We start from the raw sequence: 21,023 nt of genomic DNA, 5'->3' as shown, positions 1-21,023 counted from the left end.
CCCCCCCCCAAGGCACCGCCTCCGGGGGCTTCCGGCGTTCGGCTGAGGGCGTGGATACCAGTTGCAGAGATTGGCCGTTCAGCCGGCTTGCTCGAGCCGTCCGTGCAGATAGTTGCCATCAAAGCCCGCGATTTCGGCGAGCCGGACCGGATCGATGATGGTCAGCGCGCCGAAGCTCAGATCCATCACCTTGCTCAGCCGCAGTGATTTCAGCACGCGGTTGACATGTACGGGGGTCAGGCCGACCGCATCGGCGATGACGAGCTGGGTGAGCGGCATCTTGCACTGGGCATCGGTTGCCAGGCCGATGTTGCGCATCCGGATGTAGAGTTCGCACATCAGATGGGCGATCCGCTCCTGGGCTGTGCGCCGCCCCATGCTGACGATCCAGGCGCGAAGCACGCTTTGATCGACCAGTTGCGACCACCAGAACGCGCGCGTGATTTCAGGGCCCGCCTCGACAAGCGCCTCCATCTGGGCGCGCGGAAGTGTCGCCACCCTGGCCGGCGTGATCGTGACGATATTGTGGTCGATCGCCCTCAGGACCGCGATATGAATGTCGCAAAAATCGCCAGGCAGCATGAACGCCAGTATCTGCCTGCCGCCATCGGGCAGGATCTTGTACCCGCACGCCCAGCCTTCCAGTATCACGAATACGGGATCGGGATTGTCACCCTCCATGATCAGATGATGGCCGGCAGGCACGTTGCGAACATTGCGGCATGCATCGGCCAGCAGACCGACATCCACGTCATTCAACGGAGCGTAACCACTGAGGCGTTTGGTAAAGGCATTGGCCATTTTGTGCTCCCGCCCATGATATAGCAGACCTGATCTTTGGCGGCCTTAACCTCGATTGTGTTTGCCATCGTCCGGGGGGTGTATACGCGGCTTACTGTCGGTACGCTATCCCAGGCACCGATAGCAGAGAGCATCAAGGATTGCTCCCGCCTGGCTTTATATCGGCCCCATCATGACCAAAGACCCAAAAGACGCCGTGCCTCCTGCTCTGCATGAAGCCCGCACCGAACCGGACGCACACGGCCAGGCTGCCTTGTTGCTGGCGGAGAGCATTCTTCATGCCCTGGTCGAGACCGAAACGCTGACAGCCCAAGGCGCGCTGTCGGTGATCGAGACGACCTGTGAGGTGAAGGTCGAGGTCGCGCACCTCGCCGGCGAATCGAATGGTCGGATGGAAGAATCCCTGGCGCTGCTGCAGGCCATTGCGGCCAGCTTTGCCGTCGATGCGGAATTTCGACCCCTGACCCCGCCGGGCTGAGCGAGATCACCTTTCCCGATGAGACATTGGCCAACACGGCATGCATTCCAGTCCGGAGAAATCTGATGACGGCAAACAACACACATTCGGCAGCAACCGCCAGCGAACGGACGAGCAGGATCGCAACGGAAGAGATGATCCTGCGATTGTTTTCTCCAGACACCTCTTCGCCCCGAAAGGCTTTCTCCGCGCAAGTCGATCATGCCTCGCTGTGGCGCGCCGATGCCATCCATCGTGCCAGGAACTTGGCGCAACTGGTCGCATCGCTCGCCAATATTGCCGAACATCCCACGCGGCGCTGGTTTCCTGAAGAGCTGGTTATCAAGATGCGCAGCCTGGCGCGTGCGTACGAGGAGTTGGGGACCGATTGCGGCACGGCCGACATGGTGCCGTGCGTCCCGCTGCTGGGCACGATCGCCATCGGGCTCACTGAGATTTTCGGTTCGGCGCGCGACATCGCGGTTTCCGTCGATGCAGACACAGTGCGGATGATGCCCGACATGCGTCGTGCCCTGATCCTGATGTGCAGCGAACTCATCATTAATGCGCTGAAATACGGCTATCCCCCTGGAACGAGCGGCACCATTCGCGTGGCGCTCAAGAACACGGCAGCCGGGTTGTCGCTGGTGGTGGAAAACGACGGCATCGATTTTGCAACCGACTGCGCCGTTCACGAAGGCAGCGCGCTGCTTGAGCGACTGGGCGCTGTCCTGGGAGCATCGATGCAACGCGGCAGCGGCAGCCAGGGGCACGGTTATCGTGTCGGCGCAACCGTCTGCGCCCGCCAGCCGCTACGCCAACCGCTCTGACGGCCCAGGTTTCGCACGGCCTGCGCGGAGGCAATGCGGAACCTGGCGGCAACCTTCTTGCCGATGGATCGTCATCTCATTGGCCGACCCGATCGACGACAAGACAGGGCATGGCTTTCCCCCATTGATGAGTGCGAACGTTATGACGAAGAGGAGGCCTGCCATGGCCAAAGCGCTGCGGCTGACCCGCGCGGGCCATCTGGGCGCGGCGACGCGGCTCATCCAGTCCACGCTGATGCAGGCGACCAGTGCCCGTTCGGCAAGGCGTGGAATGACGCATGTCACGGACAGCTTCGCGATGGTCGATGCCTTGAGCCGCTTTCTGCCCATGAACCCTTTCGCCTTGGCTGCGCCAGAGCCGAAGACAAAACCCAAACCCAAGACCGGGCGCAAACCCAAGATCGCAGGGAAATCCAGGCCGGCGGTCAAGCCGAAGACGGTGCGAGCCAGCGAAACGCGCCCATCGGCGGCGGGCAGCTTCACCGAGCGCCATTTTCGCGGCAGCGAAGGAACGCTCGACTATTGGCTGTACCTGCCTGCAAGACCGGCACGCGGTTTGCCTCTTGTGGTGATGATGCACGGTTGCACGCAAACGCCATGTGACTTTGCCCGCGGAACCGGCATGAACCTGCTGGCCGAGGAGATCGGGTTTGTCGTGGCCTATCCCAGCCAGCCTGCGTCCGCGAACATCGCGCGGTGCTGGAACTGGTTCAAGCCGGGCGACCAGCGCCGCGGCAGCGGCGAGCCCGCCGCCATCGCAGCGCTCACCCGCGCCATCATTGCGGAGCACGAGACGGACGCTAGCCGTGTCTATGTCGCAGGCCTCTCTGCCGGTGGCGCTGCGGCAGCCATTCTGGGTGCGGCCTATCCCGATATCTATGCCGCCATCGGTGTCCACTCGGGTCTCGCGTGCGGTGCTGCGACAGACATGATGTCGGCCTTCTCAGCCATGCGCAATGGCTCGTTGCAGACGCATGGGCGCAGGCGTGAAGGCAGGTTCGTGCCGGTCATCACCTTCCATGGCGATCAGGATAGCAAGGTGCACGCGATCAACAGTGCACAGATCGTTGCAAACGCGGCAGAACAGATCGAGACGCCATTGGCGATCACGCACCAGCGCGGCGAAACGGCTGCAGGACGGGCCTATACCCGCGAGCTCAACAGCAGCGCGGATGGCGCGGTCCAGATCGAACAATGGACCATCCATGGCGCGGGCCATGCATGGTCGGGCGGCAGCGCCGATGGCACCTATACCGATGCCAGCGGCCCCGATGCATCGCGCGCCATGTTCGCGTTTTTCCAGGCCCACCGCATCGCCTGATTGGTCTTGAGGGTGTGCGGCGAAAAGTCAGTGCTTCATTCCGTCGTCATGCGCCGCGCGCTGCAATCGGTCTGGTCGACCCAAAGGCGCAATCGGCGATGTCCTCCATCTGGATGCTTGACGGACACGATCGCATATTAGTATGAAGGTTCTTATTCGAAAATTCGGCAGCGTGAAGCGCAAGCCGAGGTCGCATGCCTATGACCGCGGCCGCCCGAGGAGCCTTTTTCAGACATGAATTCCCAAGCGCTTGCGATCAGTCTCGATCTCATCAATCGCCATTATCAGGAGCCTAACCGGAACCGGTATGAAAGCCGCTATTTCTGGGAAGAGCTTTACACGCTGATTGCTGCCTCGGGCTTTTCGGCGGTCGAGATGCCATATGAGCCTGTCTGGCAGTTCGGCGGCCGCAGCGGGGTTCCGCTCAACCGCTATTGCGTGAACACCAAATACGGTACCGCGACCGAATATCGCGCAGCGCTGAGCGCCGGTGGTATCCACCAGGTCAGCGGGGTCACTTTCGATCCCAACCTGTTCATGCGCAACGACAACCTGGATTTCTATTTCGGCGCATCGGGCCATTTCGCCAATGAGGCGCTGGGGCACGCAGCAGACATGGGCGCGGCGTATTTCGCCATCAGCCCGTCGCCTTATTACGGGCGCATCGCGCAATATCACCCCGATCTGGAAAGCAAGCAGGCGGCCTTTACCGAGCGCACAGTGCAGCTGCTGACCGGGCTGGCGGAAAAGGCGCAAGAGCTGGGCGTCACATTGGTGCTGCGCAACGAATACTGGAGCCTGTTCGGGGGCCCGCGCATCCTGCCGCTGCTCGATGCGCTGCCCGCCACCGTCAAGCTGGACGTCGACACCGCCAGCCTGTTCGTCGCGGGTATTTCGGCGACCGACTTTATCGCAGCGCATATCGACCAGATCGGCTGCGTGCATCTCACCGATACCGATTTCGTCGATACGCAGGAGGTCTGGAAAAGCCCGAACCCCGAGTTTCCGCACGTCCAGGCGACGCAGGTGTTCCGCGATCCGGGCACCGGATCGGTCGATCTGGCCGAGATCGCGGCCCTGCTGGAGAGGCTGGACTATTCAGGGCCGTTGGTCTGCAGCGCCCGCCAGACGCGCGATCCCTTCCGCGCGCTGCTCAGAACGCGCGTGATGCTCAACAATCTCCAGAATTAAGACGGACGGAGTCTCCGCAATGCCGAATATTCGCTATGCCAACATGTGCCACTGGAAGTCGATTCCCTACCGGAAGATCGACAATTTCCGCCAGTTCTATTATGAAGACAACACCAACAGCGCCTATTATTCCGATTGGGACAACATCCTGAAATACCAGTCTGCGCTGGGTTTTGACGGGATCGAGATCGCGCCCTGGGATCTGGCTGACATCCTGCCGCTGTTCGGATCGCCCGAGGCCTTTACCGAGTTCGCCAGGGAGCGCGGCGTTGAGGTGATCGGCATGTTCCACGGCGCGCATGCGTCGCACGCAGCGGATCATTTCGACGAGGCGGTGCGTTCGGGCCGCGAGGCGGTCGATACGATCGTCCGGTTCGGCGGCACCTATATGAACACCTGCCCGACGCAGAACTATTTCGGCACCGGGCCGCTCAGCCGCGACCAGGTGCAGCAATGCGCCAAGGTGATGAACGAGATCGGCCGTTATGCGACCGATCGCGGCGTCAAGATTGGCCTGCACAACGAATTTTTCTGCGCGATCAATCTGCCCAACCACCGCGAGCTGATCGAATCCACCGATCCCAAGCTGGTGCATTACTGCATCGACACCGCGCAAATCTCGATTCTGGGCGAAGACCTGCTGACCTTCTACAACGACTATCACGACCGGATCAGCACCTTCCACCTGAAGGACACTGCGTCTGCCAACCAGCCTGACAGTGTCCGCTATTCGCAGGATCCCGAAATCACTGATGATGGCACACGCTGGTTCTGGGAGCCGGGGAAGGGCGAGCTGGACTTCAAGGGCCTGTATCGCCTGCTCAAGCAGCATGAATTCAAGGGCTGGATGTCGATCGAATATGATGGCTCGCCCGACATGCTCGCCTCGATGGCGATGACACGCTATTATCTCGATAACGAGCTGCGCCCGATCTACGATTGAGCGTCAAGGCGCGATCTCCAGCCTGGTGATCTGGTTGCCGTCGATCATGAAGCGATAGCGCAGATCGACCGGGCTGCCGGGAAAGTTGCCGGTCAAATGGCTGGTGACCACCGTGTGCTCGCCCTCGTGCGCCAGGGCGAACGGCTCGACGGTATAGCTGTACTGGGTGGATGCGTTGGCCATCCACTGTGCGATAGCCGCGCGCCCGGTATGGCTTTTGCCTTCATCGATGACGACGGCGGCAGGCGCGAAGCATCGTGATATCGCCTCTGCGTCTGCATGTCTGTCTGCTGCGAAATAGTCCGCGATCACGGTGGGTAGCTTGATGGCCATGTCTGTCTCCACTTGGGGGCTTGCATCGTTCCTAGCCGATATAAGCCTTTGACGCTGTCCTGATAATCAGGATAAATCAGGACATCGCGTTTCGGAAATCAGGACAATGGGTGATTACAGTCTGGCAGACTTCGATGCGGTGCTGACCATCGGTCGCCGGGGCACGTTCCGGGCGGCGGCGATCGATCTGGGGGTGTCGACGAGTGCTCTGAGCAACACGATCGCCAGACTTGAAAGCCGGTTGGGTGTGCGCCTGTTCAACCGGACCACGCGCAGCGTGGCGCTGACCGAGGCGGGGCGCCGGTTCATCGAGCAGATTGCACCGGCCTTGCGGGATATCCACCGGGCGCTCGATACCGTGCGGTCGCAGCAGGAAACGCCATCGGGCACCTTGCGCATCAACACCTTCGCCACGGCAGGCCGCGAGATCCTGGCGCCTTTGGTGCTCGAATACCTGCGGCGCTACCCTGACGTCCGCATCGATCTGGTCACCGAGGGCGCGCTGGTCGATATCGTGGCGGAGGGGTTCGACTTCGGGGTGCGAAGCGTCCATCTCGTGCCCACGGACATGATCGCGATCGCGTTGGGTCCACCGCGTCAATATGCCGTCGTCGCCACGCCGGCCTATCTGGAATATCATGATCTGCCGCGTGTTCCGGCGGATCTGCGCGCTCATCCCTGCATCCGCACGCGGTTGCCCAACGGGGCCTTGTTCCGCTGGCATTTCCAGGATGAGGGGCAGCCTGTGCAGGTCGATGTCGATGGCCCGATCACGCTTGATGAGGCCAGCCTTGCCCGCCTGGCGGTGCTCGCGTCGGTGGGGATCGGCTTCTTCATGGAATCGGATGTGGGCGAGGATATCACCGCAGGGCGGCTGGTGCGCCTGCTTCCCGAATGGACGCCGCCGCTTGCGCCGTTGTGCCTCTATTACCCCAGCCGCCGCAATCCGCCTGCCGCGTTCAAGGCCTTTGTCGATCTGGCCCGCGACATCGGGCGCTCAATGCAATGATCGCTGTCGAGGTCAGTTTGCCAAACCGCCTGCGCCTGCGGATTTGACAGGGGGGGCAATATCGTGTCGGCAGCGGACCGCACTATCATTGATCGATGATGCGGTTGACCAGGTTTTCGCGATATTCCTGACGGCCCGAGCCAAGGGCAGGGGCACTGTTGGCGGAGACGGCGCGGTCGGCGATCTGCGCAAGCGTGGTGGCGGGGGCATGGATCATCGGTCCCAGTTCACCCTGCCACCCGGCCTAGCGTTCGGCGCACAGGCTCTCCTGCGTGCCATCCTTGATGATCGCAGCGGCGCGCAGCACCTAGAGCATCGCCAGCGTGAGGCCTTCCACCGAACTCGGGACCAGGTCGGTGTCCCAGCCTTTGTGCCGATCGCCGAGAGGCTCTCGACCTGCGGCGCGAAAGGGCCAGCTATCTGCGCGCGTCTTCCAGGATCAGCTCGGCAGCACGCTCCGCCACCGCGATGGCCGGGCCATTGGTGTTGCCCGATACCGGCGTCGGCATGATCGAGCAGTCGACCACGCGCAGGCCGGCGAGGCCATGGACGCGGCAACGCGCATCGACCACCGACACGGCGGCGTCCGTCCCCATCGTGCAGGTGCCGGTGCCGTGCAGCCCGCATTCGGTCATCTTGCGCACTTCAGCGACCAAAGCCCCTTCGTCCTGCACGTTGGCGCCCGGCATGCGCTCGGCGCCAATATAGGGCGCCAGCGCGGGCATCGCGGCCAGTTTGCGGAACAGGTGGAACAGCTCCATCGCCTTGTGCTGATCATAGGGGTCGCTCCACATCCTGGGGTCGACCTCGGGCGCATCGCGATGGTTGGGCGAGGTGAGGGTGACGGTGCCGCGGCTTCTGGGGCGCAGGTGATAGCCTGAGAAGGTCAGGCCCGGACGGTCGGTCAGCGGGCTGCCGGGGCGTTCGGCCATCTCGTTGATGGTTCGCATCGCAAAGGGGGCTGCTGCAACCTGGAACTCAGGCCAGTGATCGTGGCCCTCGGTCGAGATCAGGCCGGTAACAGGCATGCCGACGCGCGCGAGCGGGCCGGTGCGGGTGAGGAAATAGCGGATCGCATTGCGATACAGCCGCCAGCCCAGAAACTCGCGGTTGTTGCCCGGATTGTTGTGCAGATCGAACGACACGCCCATCTTCTGGTGGTCGGCGAAGTTCTGGCCCACCGCCGCGAGTTCGTGCGCCACCGGGATGCCGAGCCGCTGAAGCTCTGCGCCGGGCCCGATTCCCGACAGCTGGAGCAATTGCGGCGATCCATAGACGCCCGCGCTGACGATGACCTCGCCTGCATGATGCGTTTCCTCCACGCCATCGCGTTCACACATCACGCCGGTGACGCGCGCGCCGTCCAGGATCAGCCGCGAGACTGCGACCGGATGAATGACCGTCAGATTGCCGCGATGCCGGATCGGCTCGACGAACGCCTCAAAGGTCGACTGGCGCTGCCCGGCGCGGTCGACCGTATATTGGGAGCGGCCAGCGCCAGTGATTCCAGGCGCGGTAATGTCCGAGACCCAGGGCATGCCGCCCTGCTCGAACGCGCCGACCAGCGCATCGAACACCGGGCCCTTGTAATCGGAAGGCGTGATCTGCTGCTCGCCGTTCCGGCCACGGCCCGGGTGCGCGCCGGGGGCCCGGTAGTTCTCGAACCGCGTGATGCACCGGGACATTTCCTCCCAGCCCCATCCGGTCAGGCCGTTGGCGGCCCAGCCATCGAAATCGGCAGGCATGCCTGGCAGGTACCAGGTTCCGTTGATGGCTGACGATCCACCGAGTCCGCGGCCATAGGCGTGCATTTCCTTGCGGCGGCCGGGCTGTTGCGCGACCGGAAAGGCGCGGAAATAGGCAGGGTTTCCCATGATCTTCACGAAGCCACCGGCCATCAGGATGAACGGATGGTCGTTGCGCCCGCCGTCTTCGATCAGCAGCACCTGATGGCGCGGATCTGCGCTCAGGCGATTGGCAAGAACGCATCCCGATGAGCCCGCGCCCACGATGATATAGTCAAACTGGGCCAAGCCCCTCTCCCCGACGCGAGCGTCAAATCTAGAACGGTAGTTCCTATTTTTTCAACACCACGCTTGACCGCCTGTCAAGCAGCAATTAGAAACAACATTCTAATTAACGAGGGAGAGAGCGATGCTGCCGGTGGAACGTATAATCGGGGAGGAAGGCCTGAGCGCCAGTGGCGATGGCCTGCGCCTGGCGATGCGCCTGCCGTGGTACCGGTCGTTGCCGTTTTCCATCGTCGAGATCGAAAAGGTCTGCATCGACGGGCAATCGGTCGATCTGTCCAATGCCAGGGTTGAATTCGATGGTGCGGTCTGGCCGCTGGCAGAACTGGGCGAGCAGACCAACGCGTTCTGGTTCGTGCGCGACAGCGCCTTTCTCCATATTCCCGGTCAGACGGCGACGCCCGGAAGCGCGCATGAGGTGTCGCTGAGCATGTTCATCAGCCCGCCCTACATCCCCGGAATGAAGCGCGCCAATGCGCAGACCGAAACGCTGCGCGTCGCCTGAAGGACTTTTTGACATGACCAGCACCAGCACCGGCCCGCAGACGGGCGTCACCCTGTATTCGTTCACCAACGCCTGGCTGAACCGCAAGTTCGAGCTCGACGGCCTGCTCAAGGAGGTCGCCCGGCGCGGCATGGGCCCGAACATCGAGATCATCGGCTTCCAGAACTTCCGTGAATTTCCCGACGTGTCGGACAAGTTCGCCGAAGAGTTCAAGGTGATGATGGCAGAGGCGGGGCTCAATGCCACGTCCTGCGCAATCAACTCCGACCGCTTTCTCAAGCCCGGTCAGCAGCCGATCGACGACGCGACCCTGGTCGAATATCACAAGCGCCAGCTGCGCTCGGCCAAGAAGATGGGCTTTGGTTTGGTGCGCTATCAGTTCGCGCTGCCGGTCGAATTGCTTCCGCAGATCGCACCTTATGCCGAGGAACTCGACATCCGCATGGGTGTGGAAGTGCACGCGCCGATGTGGGCGGGCCACCCCGCGGTCCAGGCCTATGGCGAGATGTACGATAAGTTGAACACCCCGTATCTGGGCTGGATTCCCGATTTCGGTGGCACCGCCAGCCGCATTCCTGAATCGATGCTCAATGCCGCGCGGGCAGCCGGCGCGCGCGAAAGCCTGATCGACAAGCTCAAGGAAGTCTGGCTGGAGCCCGGCATGAGCCACGAGAAGGCAGGGCGCCTGCGCGAATGGGCGCTGGCGGACGGCCACGCCCCGGTGCACATTCAGGCGGCAAGCCTGGCCTTCTTCATCCTCTCGCACAACGACCCCAAGAGCTGGGCGGCGCTGGTCGATCGCACGATCCACATCCACGGCAAGTTCTATGGCATGGACGCGGACGGTCGCGAGGAAGCGATCGATTACGAGACCATCCTGCCGCTGTTCCGCGACGGCGGGTTCACCGGCACGCTTGTCAGCGAGTGGGAAGGCCATGCCTATATGCCCGACGACGGCTTCGAGCAGGTCGAGGCCCATCAGGCGATGTGCCGCCGCATCTTTGCTGGCGGTTGATGCCAGCCCAATCGATACCCTGTCCCGCCCGGCAACTGGGGGTATGGACAGGGTATCGCGGTTATCGCAATCCTGGGGCTGCGGACCCGTTCAATCCGCGCGCAGATAGGCCACGCACATGCGGGCGAGCTCGCGCTTCATCTGGTTCCAGTCATAGGCGTGGACCGCCTCGCCGCTCGAGCCCAGGCTCAGCTGGCGGGCCAGCGTCGCGAAAATCACGTGATAGCCCGACTGCGCCTTGACCTTGTGGTCGTCAGGCCCGTCGCCGCCAAACTCATCGGTATGCGCGAGCATCGCCTGGGTCGCCTCGGTCTCGGCGCGCAGCGCGTGCTGCTTGCCGGGCATCGCCACCTGGGGGTCGTACTCGGCGCGTTCCATCGTCAGGCGCAGCAACGGGGCGTGCTTTCGCAGCACCTCGGCATAGCCTTCGACATATTCGAACATGAAACTCGTCAGGTCCGAACAGCCCTCGTTGAGCCGCTGGACCAGCGCCGATTCCTCTTCCGCCAGCGCCTCCAGTGACTCGGCGATCACGCCGCGCACCAGATTGTCCTTGCTCTCGAAGCGCAGATAGATCGATCCGATCGACACCTGCCCACGCTCGCTGACTTCCTGCAGTGTGAATTCCTCGTTGCCGCGTTCGAGCATCAGGTCGCGGGCGGCTTCCAGCATGCGCTTGAGCGAAGCGAGCGAGCGTCCCTGTTGCGGCTTCCGGCTGACATCGGCCACCGCGAACGGCTTGGGCTCGGCTTTCTTTTTCTTCACGCTGCCGGGCACAAGGGGGCTCCCTTTACGGCAGGATCAGCAGCTTGTTGTCTTACAGGCATCTAACCATCCGCTATTAGTTCTCACGATCAACTACACCATGCGACGCGGGCAAGCTTTGTGCAACTGCGAAAAATGTATCATGGATGACCGGTCAACATTCCGTTGACGTCAAGCCAGCGGTGGAAACCGTAAATCCATTCGCTGCTGCTGGTTCCCGTACGACCCAGGCCGAAACCATGGCCGCCGGTCTGCAAGAGATGGAATTCGACCGGCGCGCCTGCCTTGCGCCAGCTTTCGATCAGACCAAAGCCTTCGCGCCCGAACAACGGGTCGTCTGCAGCGACCAGCGCGAACATCGGCGGCGCCTTGGCCGGGGGAGGGTCGCCATTGGCCCGACCGTAGATCAGAGCAACGAACGCCGGGCGCGCCCGAGGGTCATCGGCTCGCGTCACGGACAGCGTCAGCATCGCTCCAGCGGAAAAGCCCATCATCCCGGTGCGCGCAGGATCGATGCCATAGGTCTTGGCGTTAGCCATCACATGTCGCAGCGCCGCTTGGCCATCGGCCAGCGAATCAGCAGGAGTATCCGCAGGCGGCCGAAAGCTGGCCTGGCCCTTGCCGGTACGAACGGCAACCAGTTCGCTGCGGAATGTTCTGGGATCAGCGGGGGTGGGCAGCACGCGGTACTTCAGCACAAATGCTGCAATCCCATGGTCTGCCAGCCAACGGGCGACGCGAAATCCCTCTTCCTCGATCGCCAGCCCCAGGAACCCTCCGCCGGGTGCCACAACGACCGCCGCGCCGGTTGCGGACTGGGGATTCGGCAGGAACGGCGTGAGCGTGGCTTCGGTGACATTGCGGACCTGCAGCGACCCATCCTGGCGGAACCATTCCTCGGTTGGCTGGCCGGGGCCGGTGCCCAGACGGACTTCATCGGGATAGTCGGCCCTGGCGGCGTCGCTGAAGCGGAATCCCGGTGGTTCCTGGGCCAGAACAGCTGTTGGCGCAGCCACGGCCATCGCGATAGGGAGCAGCGCTGCTCGGATCATGCATGCACCGCCTGCGGACGGGTGACCATGCCGATCAGCAGCGTCAAGACGGCGCCGCCCAGCGCGACGGAGCCCGCGATCAGGAACGCGCCCTGCATCGATCCGACGCTGGCATCGATCAGATGGACGAGGCGGGGTGATTGCGACTGGCCCAGAAAGAAGGCGGCGGTCCACATGCCCATGCCGGTGCCGCGATGGTGATAATCGAACTTGGACTGCGTCCAGTTGATCAGCGCCGGCACGGTCATCCCGGCGGCGGTCTGCTGCACGATCAGTGCAACTGCCATCCACGTGGGTGTGGTGGCAAGTCCTATGCCTGCGAGCCCTAGACCCATCATGAGCAGGAACGCGCCCAGTTGCAGCCTGTGGCTGTGATTGGAGAGCAGCTTGAACATGGCTGCGCCTGCCAGAATGAAAAACTGCGGGATGAAGATGATCGCGGCGTAGTTCTGCGGCTCGGTAACCCCCACCTCGCGGAACACCAAGGCGCCGTTGATGATGAAGACATAATACAGCATCGAGCTGAACAACGTCACCGATGCGACCTGCACCACGCTGACCCAGGGGAAGGGGGGTTTGACGGTCAGCGGTTCTGCGGCGATGGTCAGCCCCTTGGCCGCCGCCTTTTTCGGCTCGAACAGCCAGATGAACATCGCCGCCCAGATCGGGAAGGCAACAAGGTAGACAAAGAACACACCGTTCCATTGAACCACGGTGGCATAGCCCACGATCAGCGCGACAAATCCGGCGAGGAAGGGGCCGAGCAGCCCTTGCAGGAACAGCCAGTTCTTGCGGCCCTTGTCATCCCAGTAATCGCCGATCAGCGTGTTGACGACGGTGAGGATGCCAGCTTCCGACACGCCCAGCAGCAGGCGCGAATAATAGATGCTGTCCAGATCGGTCAGGAACAGCGGCGCGGAGCCGAACACGCCGTACAATGCCGTGCAGAGCAGCAGCAGCGGCCGCCTGCCATAGCGATCCACCAGCAGACCGGCAAAGGGGGCGAGCAGCGCCATCGCCAGGCCCGGCGCGCCGATCATTGCGGGCACCTTGGCCCTGGCGTCGGGATCGTTGGCGAAATGCTGGATCATCGACGGCACAGCAGGTCCCATCGCCACGATGGCGATGATCGGCAGGAATGCTGCGAGCACCACGATCACGCCCTGCGGCTTGAGCGTCAGCTCAGAATAGAAATTGGCCAATGCCTTCACGCTCATCTCTCCCGCTGCCTGAGCAGTCTTTATTAGAATGTGTATTCGATTTTATGGCGGGATGTGGTTCCGGTCAAGCCTGGTGGATGAGGTCACAAGCCGAAGCGTGTTGCAACCGGACTTGACGATCCGCGCTCGTGCAAACTAGAATTGTTATTTCAAAATACAGATCACAGGAGCGGATCGACGATGCGGCGTTTGCGAATGGGTATGATTGGCGGCGGGCCGGGGTCGTTCATCGGCCCGATCCACAGAATCGCGGCGGAACTCGACCGCGAAATCGAGCTGGTCGCGGGCTGCTTTTCCAGCGATGCGGCACGCAGCAGCGAAGCCGGGACCAGCTATCGCATCGATGGGACCCGCGCCTACCCGACGCTCGATGCGATGTTCGCAGCCGAAAAGGCGCGCGATGACGGGATCGATTTCGTCGCCATCGTCAGCCCGAATCACCATCATCTGCCCGCGGCCAAAGCCGCGCTGGCGGCAGGCTTTCCCGTGATCAGCGACAAGCCTGCCACTGCGACGCTGGCGCAGGCGCACGAGCTTTCGGCCTGCGTGAGGGCCGCCGGACTGCCCTATGCGCTCACCCATACCTATAGTGGCTATCCGCTGGTGCGGGAGGCGCGGGCGCGGATTGCAGCAGGCGCGCTCGGCACCATCCGCAAGCTGGTGGTCGAATATCCGCAAGGGTGGCTGGCAGGCGAGGCTATCGGCAAGCAGGCCGAATGGCGCACCGATCCGGCGCGCTCGGGCCCCGGCGGCTGCATCGGCGATATCGGCACGCATGCCTTCCAGCTCGCCGAGTTCGTCACCGGGCTTAAGGTCGTCGAGCTGTTCGCCGATCTGGCGGCGGTGGTTCCCGGTCGCCAGGTCGACGACGATTGCACGGTGCTGCTGCGCTATGACAACGGCGCGCGCGGCGTGCTGCTCGCCAGCCAGATCGAGGTGGGTGAGATGAACGGGCTGCGCATCCGCGTCTATGGCGACAAGGGCGGGCTGCTCTGGCGGCAGGAGGCGCCCAACACGCTGACCATCCACAGCCTCGATGGGCGGACGGAGATCGTCCACGCGGGCGGATCGCAGCTCGGCCCCGATGCTGCCAGCCGCACCCGCACCCCCACTGGCCACCCTGAGGGCTATCTGGAGGCTTTTGCCAACATCTACCGTGATTTCGCAGCCGTTTTGCGCGGCGAACCTGCGCCACTTTTGCCCGGCATCGACGATGCCCTGCGCGGCATGACCTTTATCGACACCGCCGTGCGCGCCAGCCAGGAACGCTCCGGCTGGGTGCGGCTCACCGTTTGAAAGGACCACACCACATGAAGACCATCAAGGGACCGGCTATTTTCCTCGCCCAGTTTGCAGGCGACGAGGCCCCGTACAACAGCCTCGAATCGATTGCCGATTGGGTCGCAGGCCTGGGCTACAAGGGCATCCAGATCCCCAGCTGGGACGAGCGCCTGTTCAACCTTACGCTCGCGGCGGAAAGCCAGACCTATTGCGATGAGGTCAAGGGCATGCTGGCCGACAAGGGGCTGGCGATCACCGAGCTTTCGACGCACCTGCAAGGCCAGCTGGTTGCGGTGCATCCCGCCTTCGATGCGCAGTTCGATGGCTTTGCGCCGGCCGAGGTGCACGGCAACCCCAAGGCGCGGCAGGAATGGGCGGTGCAACAGGTGAAGAACGCCGCGATCGCCAGCCGCAAGCTGGGGCTCGATGCACACGCGACCTTCTCGGGCGCGCTGGCCTGGCCGTATTTCTACCCCTGGCCCGCGCGGCCTGCCGGGCTGGTCGAGGATGCGTTCGATGAACTGGCCCGCCGCTGGAAGCCGATCCTCGATGTGTTCGACGAGAACGGAGTCGATGCGGCGTATGAAATCCATCCCGGCGAGGATCTGCACGACGGCGTGACGTTCGAGATGTTCCTCGAGCGCGTCGGCAACCATCCGCGCGCCAATATCCTGTACGATCCCAGTCACTTCGTGCTGCAGCAGCTCGATTATCTGGCGTATATCGACATCTATCACGAGCGGATCAAATGCTTCCACGTCAAGGACGCAGAGTTCCGCCCCAATGGCCGCAGCGGGGTGTATGGCGGCTATCAGTCATGGGTCGACAGGCCGGGCCGCTTCCGCAGCCTGGGCGATGGCCAGGTCGATTTCCCCGCGATCTTTTCCAAGATGGCGGCGAACGACTTCCCCGGCTGGGCGGTGCTCGAATGGGAATGCGCGCTCAAGCATCCCGAACAGGGCGCAGCCGAAGGCGCGCCGTTCATCGCGCAGCACATCATCCACGTGACCGAGCATGCCTTTGACGATTTCGCCGCTGGAGGCGCCGACCGCGAACTCAACAAGAGGCTGATGGGTATCGATTGACCTGATCGGCGCACGCGCAACAAAAACCCCCGGGATCGCGCGATCCCGGGGGTTTATAGTCGTCGTGAAGCCGCGATCCGGTCAGGCTGCGAGCGCCAGTTCCTTGGTATCGCGGGTCGTTGGGACCATCGGCAAATACGAGATGCGCAGGCGCGTGCCGAAGCCGATCCGATAGCTGCCCGGCTTGAGGCCACCGTCCTTGAGCACGATGATCGTGGCCTTCTCGCCGAAGTTCCAGCGGTCGTCATACACGGTTTCCATCTCGTCGAGCGTGTAGGTCTTGCCGCGCACCGAAAATCGGATGGCCTCGCGCGCCACCGGCTCGCCATCGACCGAGACTTCGATATCCTCGACCATCGAGAGGCCAAGGCCGCGATAATACGGCAAGCGTCCCTGGAAGGCGAAGCCGCCGTCGACATTTTCGAGGCTGCCCTCGATGATCATCTTGTTGTCCATCATGACAGGGGTCTCCTTATGCTGCGACCTTGAGGGCAGGGGCTTCGGGTTCGCCGAGCAGGCGTGCGAGCATCACCTGCTGGCGGCGGACCTGCTCGACCGAATCGGGTTCCTCGGCGTCCTCGATCCAGCGGTTGCCCTCGTATTCCGAGCAGATATGGCCGTTATAGCCACCCTTCTGCAGCACCGCGATGATCTCGTCATAGGGGATCGAGGGTTCGACATAATCCTCGGTCATCTCGTAGAACTTGCCGTGGATGTTGTGGATCATGCCCATGTAATCGAGCATCCGCTTGGGCTCGAACGCCGAGTTGTGACGGATGACCTCGGCCATGCCGATGGCGGGGCCGGTGCCGCCCATCTGCTGCACCTCCAGGATCACATATTCGGACAATACGCGGTCTTCGTAAGCCTTTTCGATATAGTCGGCGATCCGGTCGGGCACGCCCATGCGGCGGAACTTGGCCGACCACACGCGCGGATAGTGTTTCAGGAACATGCCCATGTCGGGCAGGAAGCCAAGGGCGGGCGAGCCGGACTTCTGGAACATCTCGGCCATGCGGATGATCCAGGGATGGTCGAAGTGCAGCGGTGCGTGCACTTCGGTCAGCAGCTTGATGCCCTTTTCTTCGGCATAGGGGGCCGCTGCGACCAGCACTTCAGGCGCAATCGACACCAGCGAGCGGAGGAAGGGCACGCCCAGCGCCGCACCGAAATCGATGTCGCGCCGGACGCTGGCAACCTGCTCCTCGAACGGCATCGGCCGTCCCTTGTAGCGCTTGTAATCCAGCATGTAATCGTGGCTGACGGGCGTGCAGTCGTACTTCTTGATCAGCGCGTGCCAGTGGTCGATGTCGGCCTGGTTGGCTCCGACTTCGGGCCAGCCCCAGAAGCTTTGTTCGCCGATGACCTCGATGCCGCGCGCACCGAACTGTGCACAGGTGCGGATGCAGTCTTCCAGGTTCATCTTGCCCTGGAATGTCTCGTTCTGGAAGGAATAGAGGCTGACGCCCCGCTTGATCTGGTGGCTCACGATGGTCCTCTCCACATAGGGATTGCACGGGTTGAAACGGGAGGAGAGCCGGCCCGCACTGCATGCGATCCGAGCCATTTCCCGCCGGATAATGCTCTAATTAGAACATATATTCGTATATTATAAAGTTCAGGTCAAGCCCCCTTTCTCCCCGATTTCGGCAATGCGACGGATTGACAGAATTAGAATTATGATATTTATCTGAGGCAAGAGCACAATCGGGAGAGTGTGGTGCCTGCGCCGAAAATGCCGACTTTCGCTGCGATTCCGATTGCAACGCTGTTCGCGCCGTTTTTCGCTTTTGTCGGTTATTACAAGACTTTGGCATCGCTAGCCGAGCTGACACAGCATCGGGTCCGCGCTGACGCTGCCGGTTTTGGCAGGGCGCACGGTGGGCTTGAGCGACCTGCAGCTGATCAGCGCGCCCCTTCTTTTGCCGCCCCCTTTCAACCACGGAGAGTTTTTTGATGTCCTTCGAACTGAGCGTAAACCTGGAATATATGTTCCACGAGGCCGGTGATCGGCTGGAAGACCGGATGGCGGCGGCCGCTGCTGCGGGCTTCCAGAAGGTGGAAATCTTCACCACCGCCAACCGCGATGTGCCCAGCCTCAAGGCTGCACTGGCGCAAACCGGCTGCGAGCTGTTCGCCACCGTCACCGATCCGCGCATCCAGCTGGTCATGGCCGACCAGCACGACCGTTTCCGCGAGATGTTCGCGCAGGCTGCCGCCGAAGCCGCCGAGCTGGGCGCATGCCGCATCGTCGTGCCCTCCGGCTCGGCCGTTCCTTACATGAAGCGGCCGGTTCAGCTGGGTATTGTCGCCAAGGCGATCGAGAGCATCGTGCCCATGGCCGAGGAACATGGCCTGACTATCATGCTCGAACCGGTAAACACCCGCGTCGACCACCCCGGCGTGCTGTTCGGCATGACCGAGGATGCGGTGAACGTGATCAACCTGATCGGCAGCGCGCGCGTGCGCCTTCTGTATGACCTTTACCACTCGATCACCGAGAACGAGGATCCCCATGTCGTTCTGCCCAGCGTCGCGCATCTGGTCGAGCACATCCAGATCGCAGACGCACCGGGGCGCGGCGAGCCGGGATCAGGCCAGATCGACTGGCCGGCGATGCTCAAGCTGATCGAGAGCACAGGCTACGATGGCGTGCTCGGCCTCGAATGCAGCCCCACCGGAACCGACACCGTGCAGGCGCTAGCGCATTTCCGGGCTCTGACGGCCTGACAGGTCGAACTGCTCAACGCACAAGAGCTTCCCACTCGGGGTGCCCCGCAACGGGCACCCCCCTTTTTTGTTCAGCGAACGCCGGGTGCCTGGGCAGGGGCTTGGGCGGCGTGCAGCCGCAGCTTGGCAATCAGGTCGGCATGGGTCGTCCGCACGTCGATCCGCTGATAGACGCGGATCTGTCGGCCCGGCACGACATCGCCATAGTGCATGTCGTCCAGGATGCGACGCGCCGGCTGGTCGAGATGCTCACTGCTCTCGGTCGTAATCGCGGTCAGCAGCACCGGAGGGCTGTCGCCCATCGGCCAGGCACCCCCCAATGTGACGAACGAGGGCGGCCGCGTGAACTGGTCATACAGCCATTGTGTAAACGTCGATATGGGGCGCACATCGGCGGTCATTTCCGCGATCGAAAGCTGCATTTGGCGATAGGCGGGCTGAGGCACCTGCCACAAGGGCAAGGCACTGTCTTCGATGACCAAACGGGCCGCTGCAGCATCGGTCGCGAGATTATACTCCCAACCGCCGCTGGGATAACCGCCGCCGCCGATCCAGATCAGCGTCATTCTGGCCGCGATGTCCGGGGCAAGGCGTAACGCCTCTGCCACATTGGTCAACGGCCCGCCGCAGCACAGGAACAGCGGCAGCCGATCGCTGCGCCGAGCCTCGGCAACGATCGCCACTGCGGCGGCCGAGGGGCTTTTTGTGTCTGTCATAGGGTGTTCGTGCCCGGCTGCGACCGGCGGCGGCCCAGCGATGTCCAGCCGCCGCATCGTCTCCATCGCGCTGTCGGCTCCCATCTGCGCCGTCCTTCCGGGAGCGACGTCTTCGGGCGTCATCTTTTCGGCGAGGAATGACGAGGTTATCAGGACCGTCTGCGTCGTAGGCGACAGCAAATGGTGCGCAAGCGCCAGCACCCCATCAGGGTCGCCCGCAAAGTCGTTGTCGACAATCACCCTGGCCGATGGACGTTGGGGAATCTGCCGGAACGAGCCTGCCCGCAGCGGTGCGGCCTGCGCCAGAGCAAGCCAGGCCATATTCGTCATCAACAGGCGTCGGTTGATACTCATGTCGCAAGTCTCCGTTGTACGATGTCGGCGCGGATGCGCGTGTGCTCGCCGTCCATCGGCCAGGCCAGAACGATGCCAATCTGCGCCAGCAGCAACGCGATGACCCCGCCATAATAGGTCCAGCGGATCGCCTCGCGCGCGGCATCGGTGACGGCTTCTGGGTCATAGCCCGCAGCCGCAAGCACGAAAGCGATGCCCGCCGTGCCCAGCGCCATGCCGACCTTGGTGGCCAGGCTCACCCCGGCAGACAACAGGCCTTCCTTGCGGCTGGCGTACAGCCATTCGTGATAGTCCACCGTCTCGGCGATCATCGTGAAGGCGGCGGTGATCGTGATCGAGTTGGCAAGGCAGGCGGCGATGTAGATCGCCAGGAACACCGTCGGCTGGTTTTCGACCATCGGCAGCAGTGCAAACAGCGCGGCGGCGATGGCCAGCACAATCACGCAGCCCTTGCGGATGCCGGTGCGCGCCAGGATCGGCGGGGCGAAGAACGCGGAGAGCAGCAGCATCCCTGCCACGGCCGGGAGCATGACCCCGATCATCCAGGGGGCGCGCAGCACCTCGATCGCGAAATAGGCGGTGATGCCCATCATCCCGCCGAAGCGGACGAAATAGACGAGGCAGAACAGGAACGAGACCAGCCAGGCGCGATTGCGCAGCATCTTGCCGATCTCGGGCAGGATCGCGAAGCGCTGCGGCGCATCGTCGACGACGCGCTCCTTGCAGTTGCGGAACAGCGAAAGGATGCAGATCAGCGACAGCGCGCCGAACATGGCGGCTGCGGCCAGATAACCGCCCGGCTCCTTCTCCCCGCCATAAGCCGCCAGGATCGGCTGCACTGCGGCGGTACCCAATACCACACCAACCGATGTGCCGATCGACCGCATGCCCCCGAGTTTCAGCCGCTCGTCGCGCTGGTCGGTCATCATCGGCATCAGCGCGGTGTAGGGGATCGAGCCGATGCTCATCAGGATGCCGAGCAGCTTGAAGGTCACGAACGCATAAGCGATCTGCGCGTTCTGGCTCCAGTCGCCCGGCACGGCGAAGATCGCGACCGAGACCAGCGCATAGGGCACGGCGGTGAACAGGAAATAGGGGCGGGTGCGGCCCCATCGCGACCGGGTGCGGTCGATGGCGATGCCGACAGCCATGTCGATCACCGCGTCCATCAGCCGCGCCACCAGGAATATCGTTCCGACGACCGCGGCCGGCAGCCCGACGACGTTGATATAGTAAAGCAGCAGGAAGCCACTGGCCATGTTGTAGGGCAGGCTGAAGCCCATATCACCAAAGCCGTAGCTCAGCTTTTCGGTCAGCCGCAGTCGATTACCGGACATGGTCACGCTCTCCCATGGAATCGGCACCGATCGACCTTGGTTGGCCTG

At 62.8% G+C, this 21,023-nt stretch carries 22 protein-coding genes; 11 read left to right on the top strand and 11 right to left on the bottom strand.

From position 1 onward, the window contains the following. Positions 1-78: 78 nt before the first annotated feature. Positions 79-801 (bottom strand): Crp/Fnr family transcriptional regulator, encoded by a 723-nt coding sequence (locus D618_RS0102945; RefSeq protein ID WP_026091221.1) that lies wholly within the window; start codon positions 799-801, stop codon positions 79-81. 172 nt (positions 802-973) lie between these two features. On the opposite strand from D618_RS0102945, the gene D618_RS0102940 reads away from it, so the two are divergent. From D618_RS0102940 to D618_RS0102920, 5 genes are all read left to right on the top strand, one after another. After that, positions 974-1,279, top strand: a complete 306-nt coding sequence (locus D618_RS0102940; RefSeq protein ID WP_017669993.1) for a hypothetical protein — start codon at positions 974-976, stop codon at positions 1,277-1,279. A gap of 26 nt (positions 1,280-1,305) precedes the next feature. Beyond that, the gene (locus D618_RS0102935; protein ID WP_152414508.1) at positions 1,306-2,088 is read left to right on the top strand and encodes a sensor histidine kinase; all 783 of its coding nucleotides are present in this window, start codon (positions 1,306-1,308) and stop codon (positions 2,086-2,088) included. 163 nt (positions 2,089-2,251) lie between these two features. Beyond that, positions 2,252-3,409: a PHB depolymerase family esterase gene (locus D618_RS0102930; protein WP_017669991.1), complete on the top strand. Its 1,158-nt coding sequence runs from the start codon at positions 2,252-2,254 to the stop codon at positions 3,407-3,409. Between the two features lie 234 nt (positions 3,410-3,643). Beyond that, the gene (locus D618_RS0102925; RefSeq protein ID WP_017669990.1) at positions 3,644-4,600 is read left to right on the top strand and encodes a sugar phosphate isomerase/epimerase; all 957 of its coding nucleotides are present in this window, start codon (positions 3,644-3,646) and stop codon (positions 4,598-4,600) included. Positions 4,601-4,619: 19 nt separating this feature from the next. Continuing rightward, positions 4,620-5,543, top strand: coding sequence for a sugar phosphate isomerase/epimerase (locus D618_RS0102920; protein ID WP_017669989.1), 924 nt, complete (start codon positions 4,620-4,622; stop codon positions 5,541-5,543). 3 nt (positions 5,544-5,546) lie between these two features. Here the strand turns inward: D618_RS0102920 and D618_RS0102915 are convergent, their stop codons facing one another. Then, entirely contained in the window at positions 5,547-5,876 is a 330-nt protein-coding gene (locus D618_RS0102915) for a nuclear transport factor 2 family protein (protein WP_017669988.1), read from the bottom strand. Between the two features lie 106 nt (positions 5,877-5,982). Here D618_RS0102915 and D618_RS0102910 point away from each other — a divergent pair, with 106 nt between their 5' ends. After that, positions 5,983-6,885: a LysR family transcriptional regulator gene (locus D618_RS0102910; protein ID WP_017669987.1), complete on the top strand. Its 903-nt coding sequence runs from the start codon at positions 5,983-5,985 to the stop codon at positions 6,883-6,885. Positions 6,886-6,970: 85 nt separating this feature from the next. On the opposite strand, the gene D618_RS20120 is transcribed toward D618_RS0102910, so the two are convergent. Both D618_RS20120 and D618_RS0102900 read right to left on the bottom strand, forming a co-directional pair. Continuing rightward, positions 6,971-7,102: a hypothetical protein gene (locus tag D618_RS20120; protein ID WP_017669986.1), complete on the bottom strand. Its 132-nt coding sequence runs from the start codon at positions 7,100-7,102 to the stop codon at positions 6,971-6,973. 199 nt (positions 7,103-7,301) lie between these two features. Then, a complete protein-coding gene (locus tag D618_RS0102900; RefSeq protein ID WP_017669985.1) occupies positions 7,302-8,918 on the bottom strand; it encodes a GMC oxidoreductase in 1,617 nt (538 codons plus the stop codon). 121 nt (positions 8,919-9,039) lie between these two features. Between D618_RS0102900 and D618_RS0102895 the strand changes: the two genes are divergently transcribed. Next, positions 9,040-9,420, top strand: a complete 381-nt coding sequence (locus tag D618_RS0102895; protein ID WP_017669984.1) for a DUF6379 domain-containing protein — start codon at positions 9,040-9,042, stop codon at positions 9,418-9,420. Between the two features lie 13 nt (positions 9,421-9,433). Next, positions 9,434-10,435 carry a sugar phosphate isomerase/epimerase gene (locus D618_RS0102890; RefSeq protein WP_017669983.1) on the top strand — a complete coding sequence of 334 codons (1,002 nt, stop codon included), beginning with the start codon at positions 9,434-9,436 and terminating at the stop codon, positions 10,433-10,435. Positions 10,436-10,525: 90 nt separating this feature from the next. Here D618_RS0102890 and D618_RS0102885 read toward each other — a convergent pair whose 3' ends face one another. The 3 genes from D618_RS0102885 to D618_RS0102875 form a co-directional block, all read right to left on the bottom strand. Next, positions 10,526-11,200, bottom strand: coding sequence for a TetR/AcrR family transcriptional regulator (locus D618_RS0102885; RefSeq protein ID WP_238550573.1), 675 nt, complete (start codon positions 11,198-11,200; stop codon positions 10,526-10,528). A gap of 140 nt (positions 11,201-11,340) precedes the next feature. Beyond that, on the bottom strand, positions 11,341-12,252 hold the full coding sequence (locus D618_RS17495) for an alpha/beta hydrolase (protein WP_017669981.1): 912 nt from the start codon (positions 12,250-12,252) through the stop codon (positions 11,341-11,343). Continuing rightward, positions 12,249-13,463, bottom strand: a complete 1,215-nt coding sequence (locus D618_RS0102875) for an MFS transporter (RefSeq protein ID WP_026091219.1) — start codon at positions 13,461-13,463, stop codon at positions 12,249-12,251. Before D618_RS0102875 ends, D618_RS17495 begins: the two co-directional genes overlap by 4 nt. A gap of 204 nt (positions 13,464-13,667) precedes the next feature. Here D618_RS0102875 and D618_RS0102870 point away from each other — a divergent pair, with 204 nt between their 5' ends. Together D618_RS0102870 and D618_RS0102865 are read left to right on the top strand one after the other, a co-directional pair. Next, on the top strand, positions 13,668-14,768 hold the full coding sequence (locus D618_RS0102870) for a Gfo/Idh/MocA family oxidoreductase (protein WP_017669979.1): 1,101 nt from the start codon (positions 13,668-13,670) through the stop codon (positions 14,766-14,768). Positions 14,769-14,782: 14 nt separating this feature from the next. Next, positions 14,783-15,838, top strand: coding sequence for a sugar phosphate isomerase/epimerase (locus D618_RS0102865; protein ID WP_017669978.1), 1,056 nt, complete (start codon positions 14,783-14,785; stop codon positions 15,836-15,838). A gap of 81 nt (positions 15,839-15,919) precedes the next feature. Here the strand turns inward: D618_RS0102865 and D618_RS0102860 are convergent, their stop codons facing one another. Beyond that, the gene (locus D618_RS0102860; protein WP_017669977.1) at positions 15,920-16,297 is read right to left on the bottom strand and encodes a DUF6379 domain-containing protein; all 378 of its coding nucleotides are present in this window, start codon (positions 16,295-16,297) and stop codon (positions 15,920-15,922) included. A gap of 13 nt (positions 16,298-16,310) precedes the next feature. Further along, positions 16,311-17,327 carry a TIM barrel protein gene (locus D618_RS0102855; protein ID WP_017669976.1) on the bottom strand — a complete coding sequence of 339 codons (1,017 nt, stop codon included), beginning with the start codon at positions 17,325-17,327 and terminating at the stop codon, positions 16,311-16,313. 467 nt (positions 17,328-17,794) lie between these two features. On the opposite strand from D618_RS0102855, the gene D618_RS0102850 reads away from it, so the two are divergent. After that, entirely contained in the window at positions 17,795-18,568 is a 774-nt protein-coding gene (locus tag D618_RS0102850; protein ID WP_017669975.1) for a TIM barrel protein, read from the top strand. A 71-nt stretch (positions 18,569-18,639) separates the two neighbouring features. Here D618_RS0102850 and D618_RS17490 read toward each other — a convergent pair whose 3' ends face one another. Then, positions 18,640-19,638 carry a nucleoside hydrolase gene (locus D618_RS17490; RefSeq protein WP_017669974.1) on the bottom strand — a complete coding sequence of 333 codons (999 nt, stop codon included), beginning with the start codon at positions 19,636-19,638 and terminating at the stop codon, positions 18,640-18,642. Next, complete coding sequence (locus tag D618_RS0102840) at positions 19,635-20,975, bottom strand: glycoside-pentoside-hexuronide (GPH):cation symporter (protein WP_017669973.1); 1,341 nt, start codon at positions 20,973-20,975, stop codon at positions 19,635-19,637. Before D618_RS0102840 ends, D618_RS17490 begins: the two co-directional genes overlap by 4 nt. Positions 20,976-21,023: the final 48 nt, after the last annotated feature.

Source organism: Blastomonas sp. AAP53 (assembly GCF_000331245.1).
GTDB lineage: Bacteria > Pseudomonadota > Alphaproteobacteria > Sphingomonadales > Sphingomonadaceae > Blastomonas.
Note: the sequence above shows the minus strand (reverse complement) of the source record. Positions and strands in the feature narration are given on the sequence as shown.

Bases quoted from the DNA above. Each gene is read 5' to 3' on its own strand.
- D618_RS0102890 (WP_017669983.1), top strand. From the start codon at position 9,434: ATGACCAGCACCAGCACCGGCCCGCAGACGGGCGTCACCCTGTATTCG.
- D618_RS0102945 (WP_026091221.1), bottom strand. From the start codon at position 801: ATGGCCAATGCCTTTACCAAACGCCTCAGTGGTTACGCTCCGTTGAAT.
- D618_RS0102915 (WP_017669988.1), bottom strand. From the start codon at position 5,876: ATGGCCATCAAGCTACCCACCGTGATCGCGGACTATTTCGCAGCAGAC.
- D618_RS0102930 (WP_017669991.1), top strand. From the start codon at position 2,252: ATGGCCAAAGCGCTGCGGCTGACCCGCGCGGGCCATCTGGGCGCGGCG.
- D618_RS0102860 (WP_017669977.1), bottom strand. From the start codon at position 16,297: ATGATGGACAACAAGATGATCATCGAGGGCAGCCTCGAAAATGTCGAC.
- D618_RS0102940 (WP_017669993.1), top strand. From the start codon at position 974: ATGACCAAAGACCCAAAAGACGCCGTGCCTCCTGCTCTGCATGAAGCC.
- D618_RS0102920 (WP_017669989.1), top strand. From the start codon at position 4,620: ATGCCGAATATTCGCTATGCCAACATGTGCCACTGGAAGTCGATTCCC.
- D618_RS17495 (WP_017669981.1), bottom strand. From the start codon at position 12,252: ATGATCCGAGCAGCGCTGCTCCCTATCGCGATGGCCGTGGCTGCGCCA.
- D618_RS0102865 (WP_017669978.1), top strand. From the start codon at position 14,783: ATGAAGACCATCAAGGGACCGGCTATTTTCCTCGCCCAGTTTGCAGGC.
- D618_RS0102925 (WP_017669990.1), top strand. From the start codon at position 3,644: ATGAATTCCCAAGCGCTTGCGATCAGTCTCGATCTCATCAATCGCCAT.
- D618_RS0102850 (WP_017669975.1), top strand. From the start codon at position 17,795: ATGTCCTTCGAACTGAGCGTAAACCTGGAATATATGTTCCACGAGGCC.
- D618_RS0102870 (WP_017669979.1), top strand. From the start codon at position 13,668: ATGGGTATGATTGGCGGCGGGCCGGGGTCGTTCATCGGCCCGATCCAC.
- D618_RS20120 (WP_017669986.1), bottom strand. From the start codon at position 7,102: ATGATCCATGCCCCCGCCACCACGCTTGCGCAGATCGCCGACCGCGCC.
- D618_RS0102895 (WP_017669984.1), top strand. From the start codon at position 9,040: ATGCTGCCGGTGGAACGTATAATCGGGGAGGAAGGCCTGAGCGCCAGT.
- D618_RS17490 (WP_017669974.1), bottom strand. From the start codon at position 19,638: ATGAGTATCAACCGACGCCTGTTGATGACGAATATGGCCTGGCTTGCT.
- D618_RS0102840 (WP_017669973.1), bottom strand. From the start codon at position 20,975: ATGTCCGGTAATCGACTGCGGCTGACCGAAAAGCTGAGCTACGGCTTT.
- D618_RS0102910 (WP_017669987.1), top strand. From the start codon at position 5,983: ATGGGTGATTACAGTCTGGCAGACTTCGATGCGGTGCTGACCATCGGT.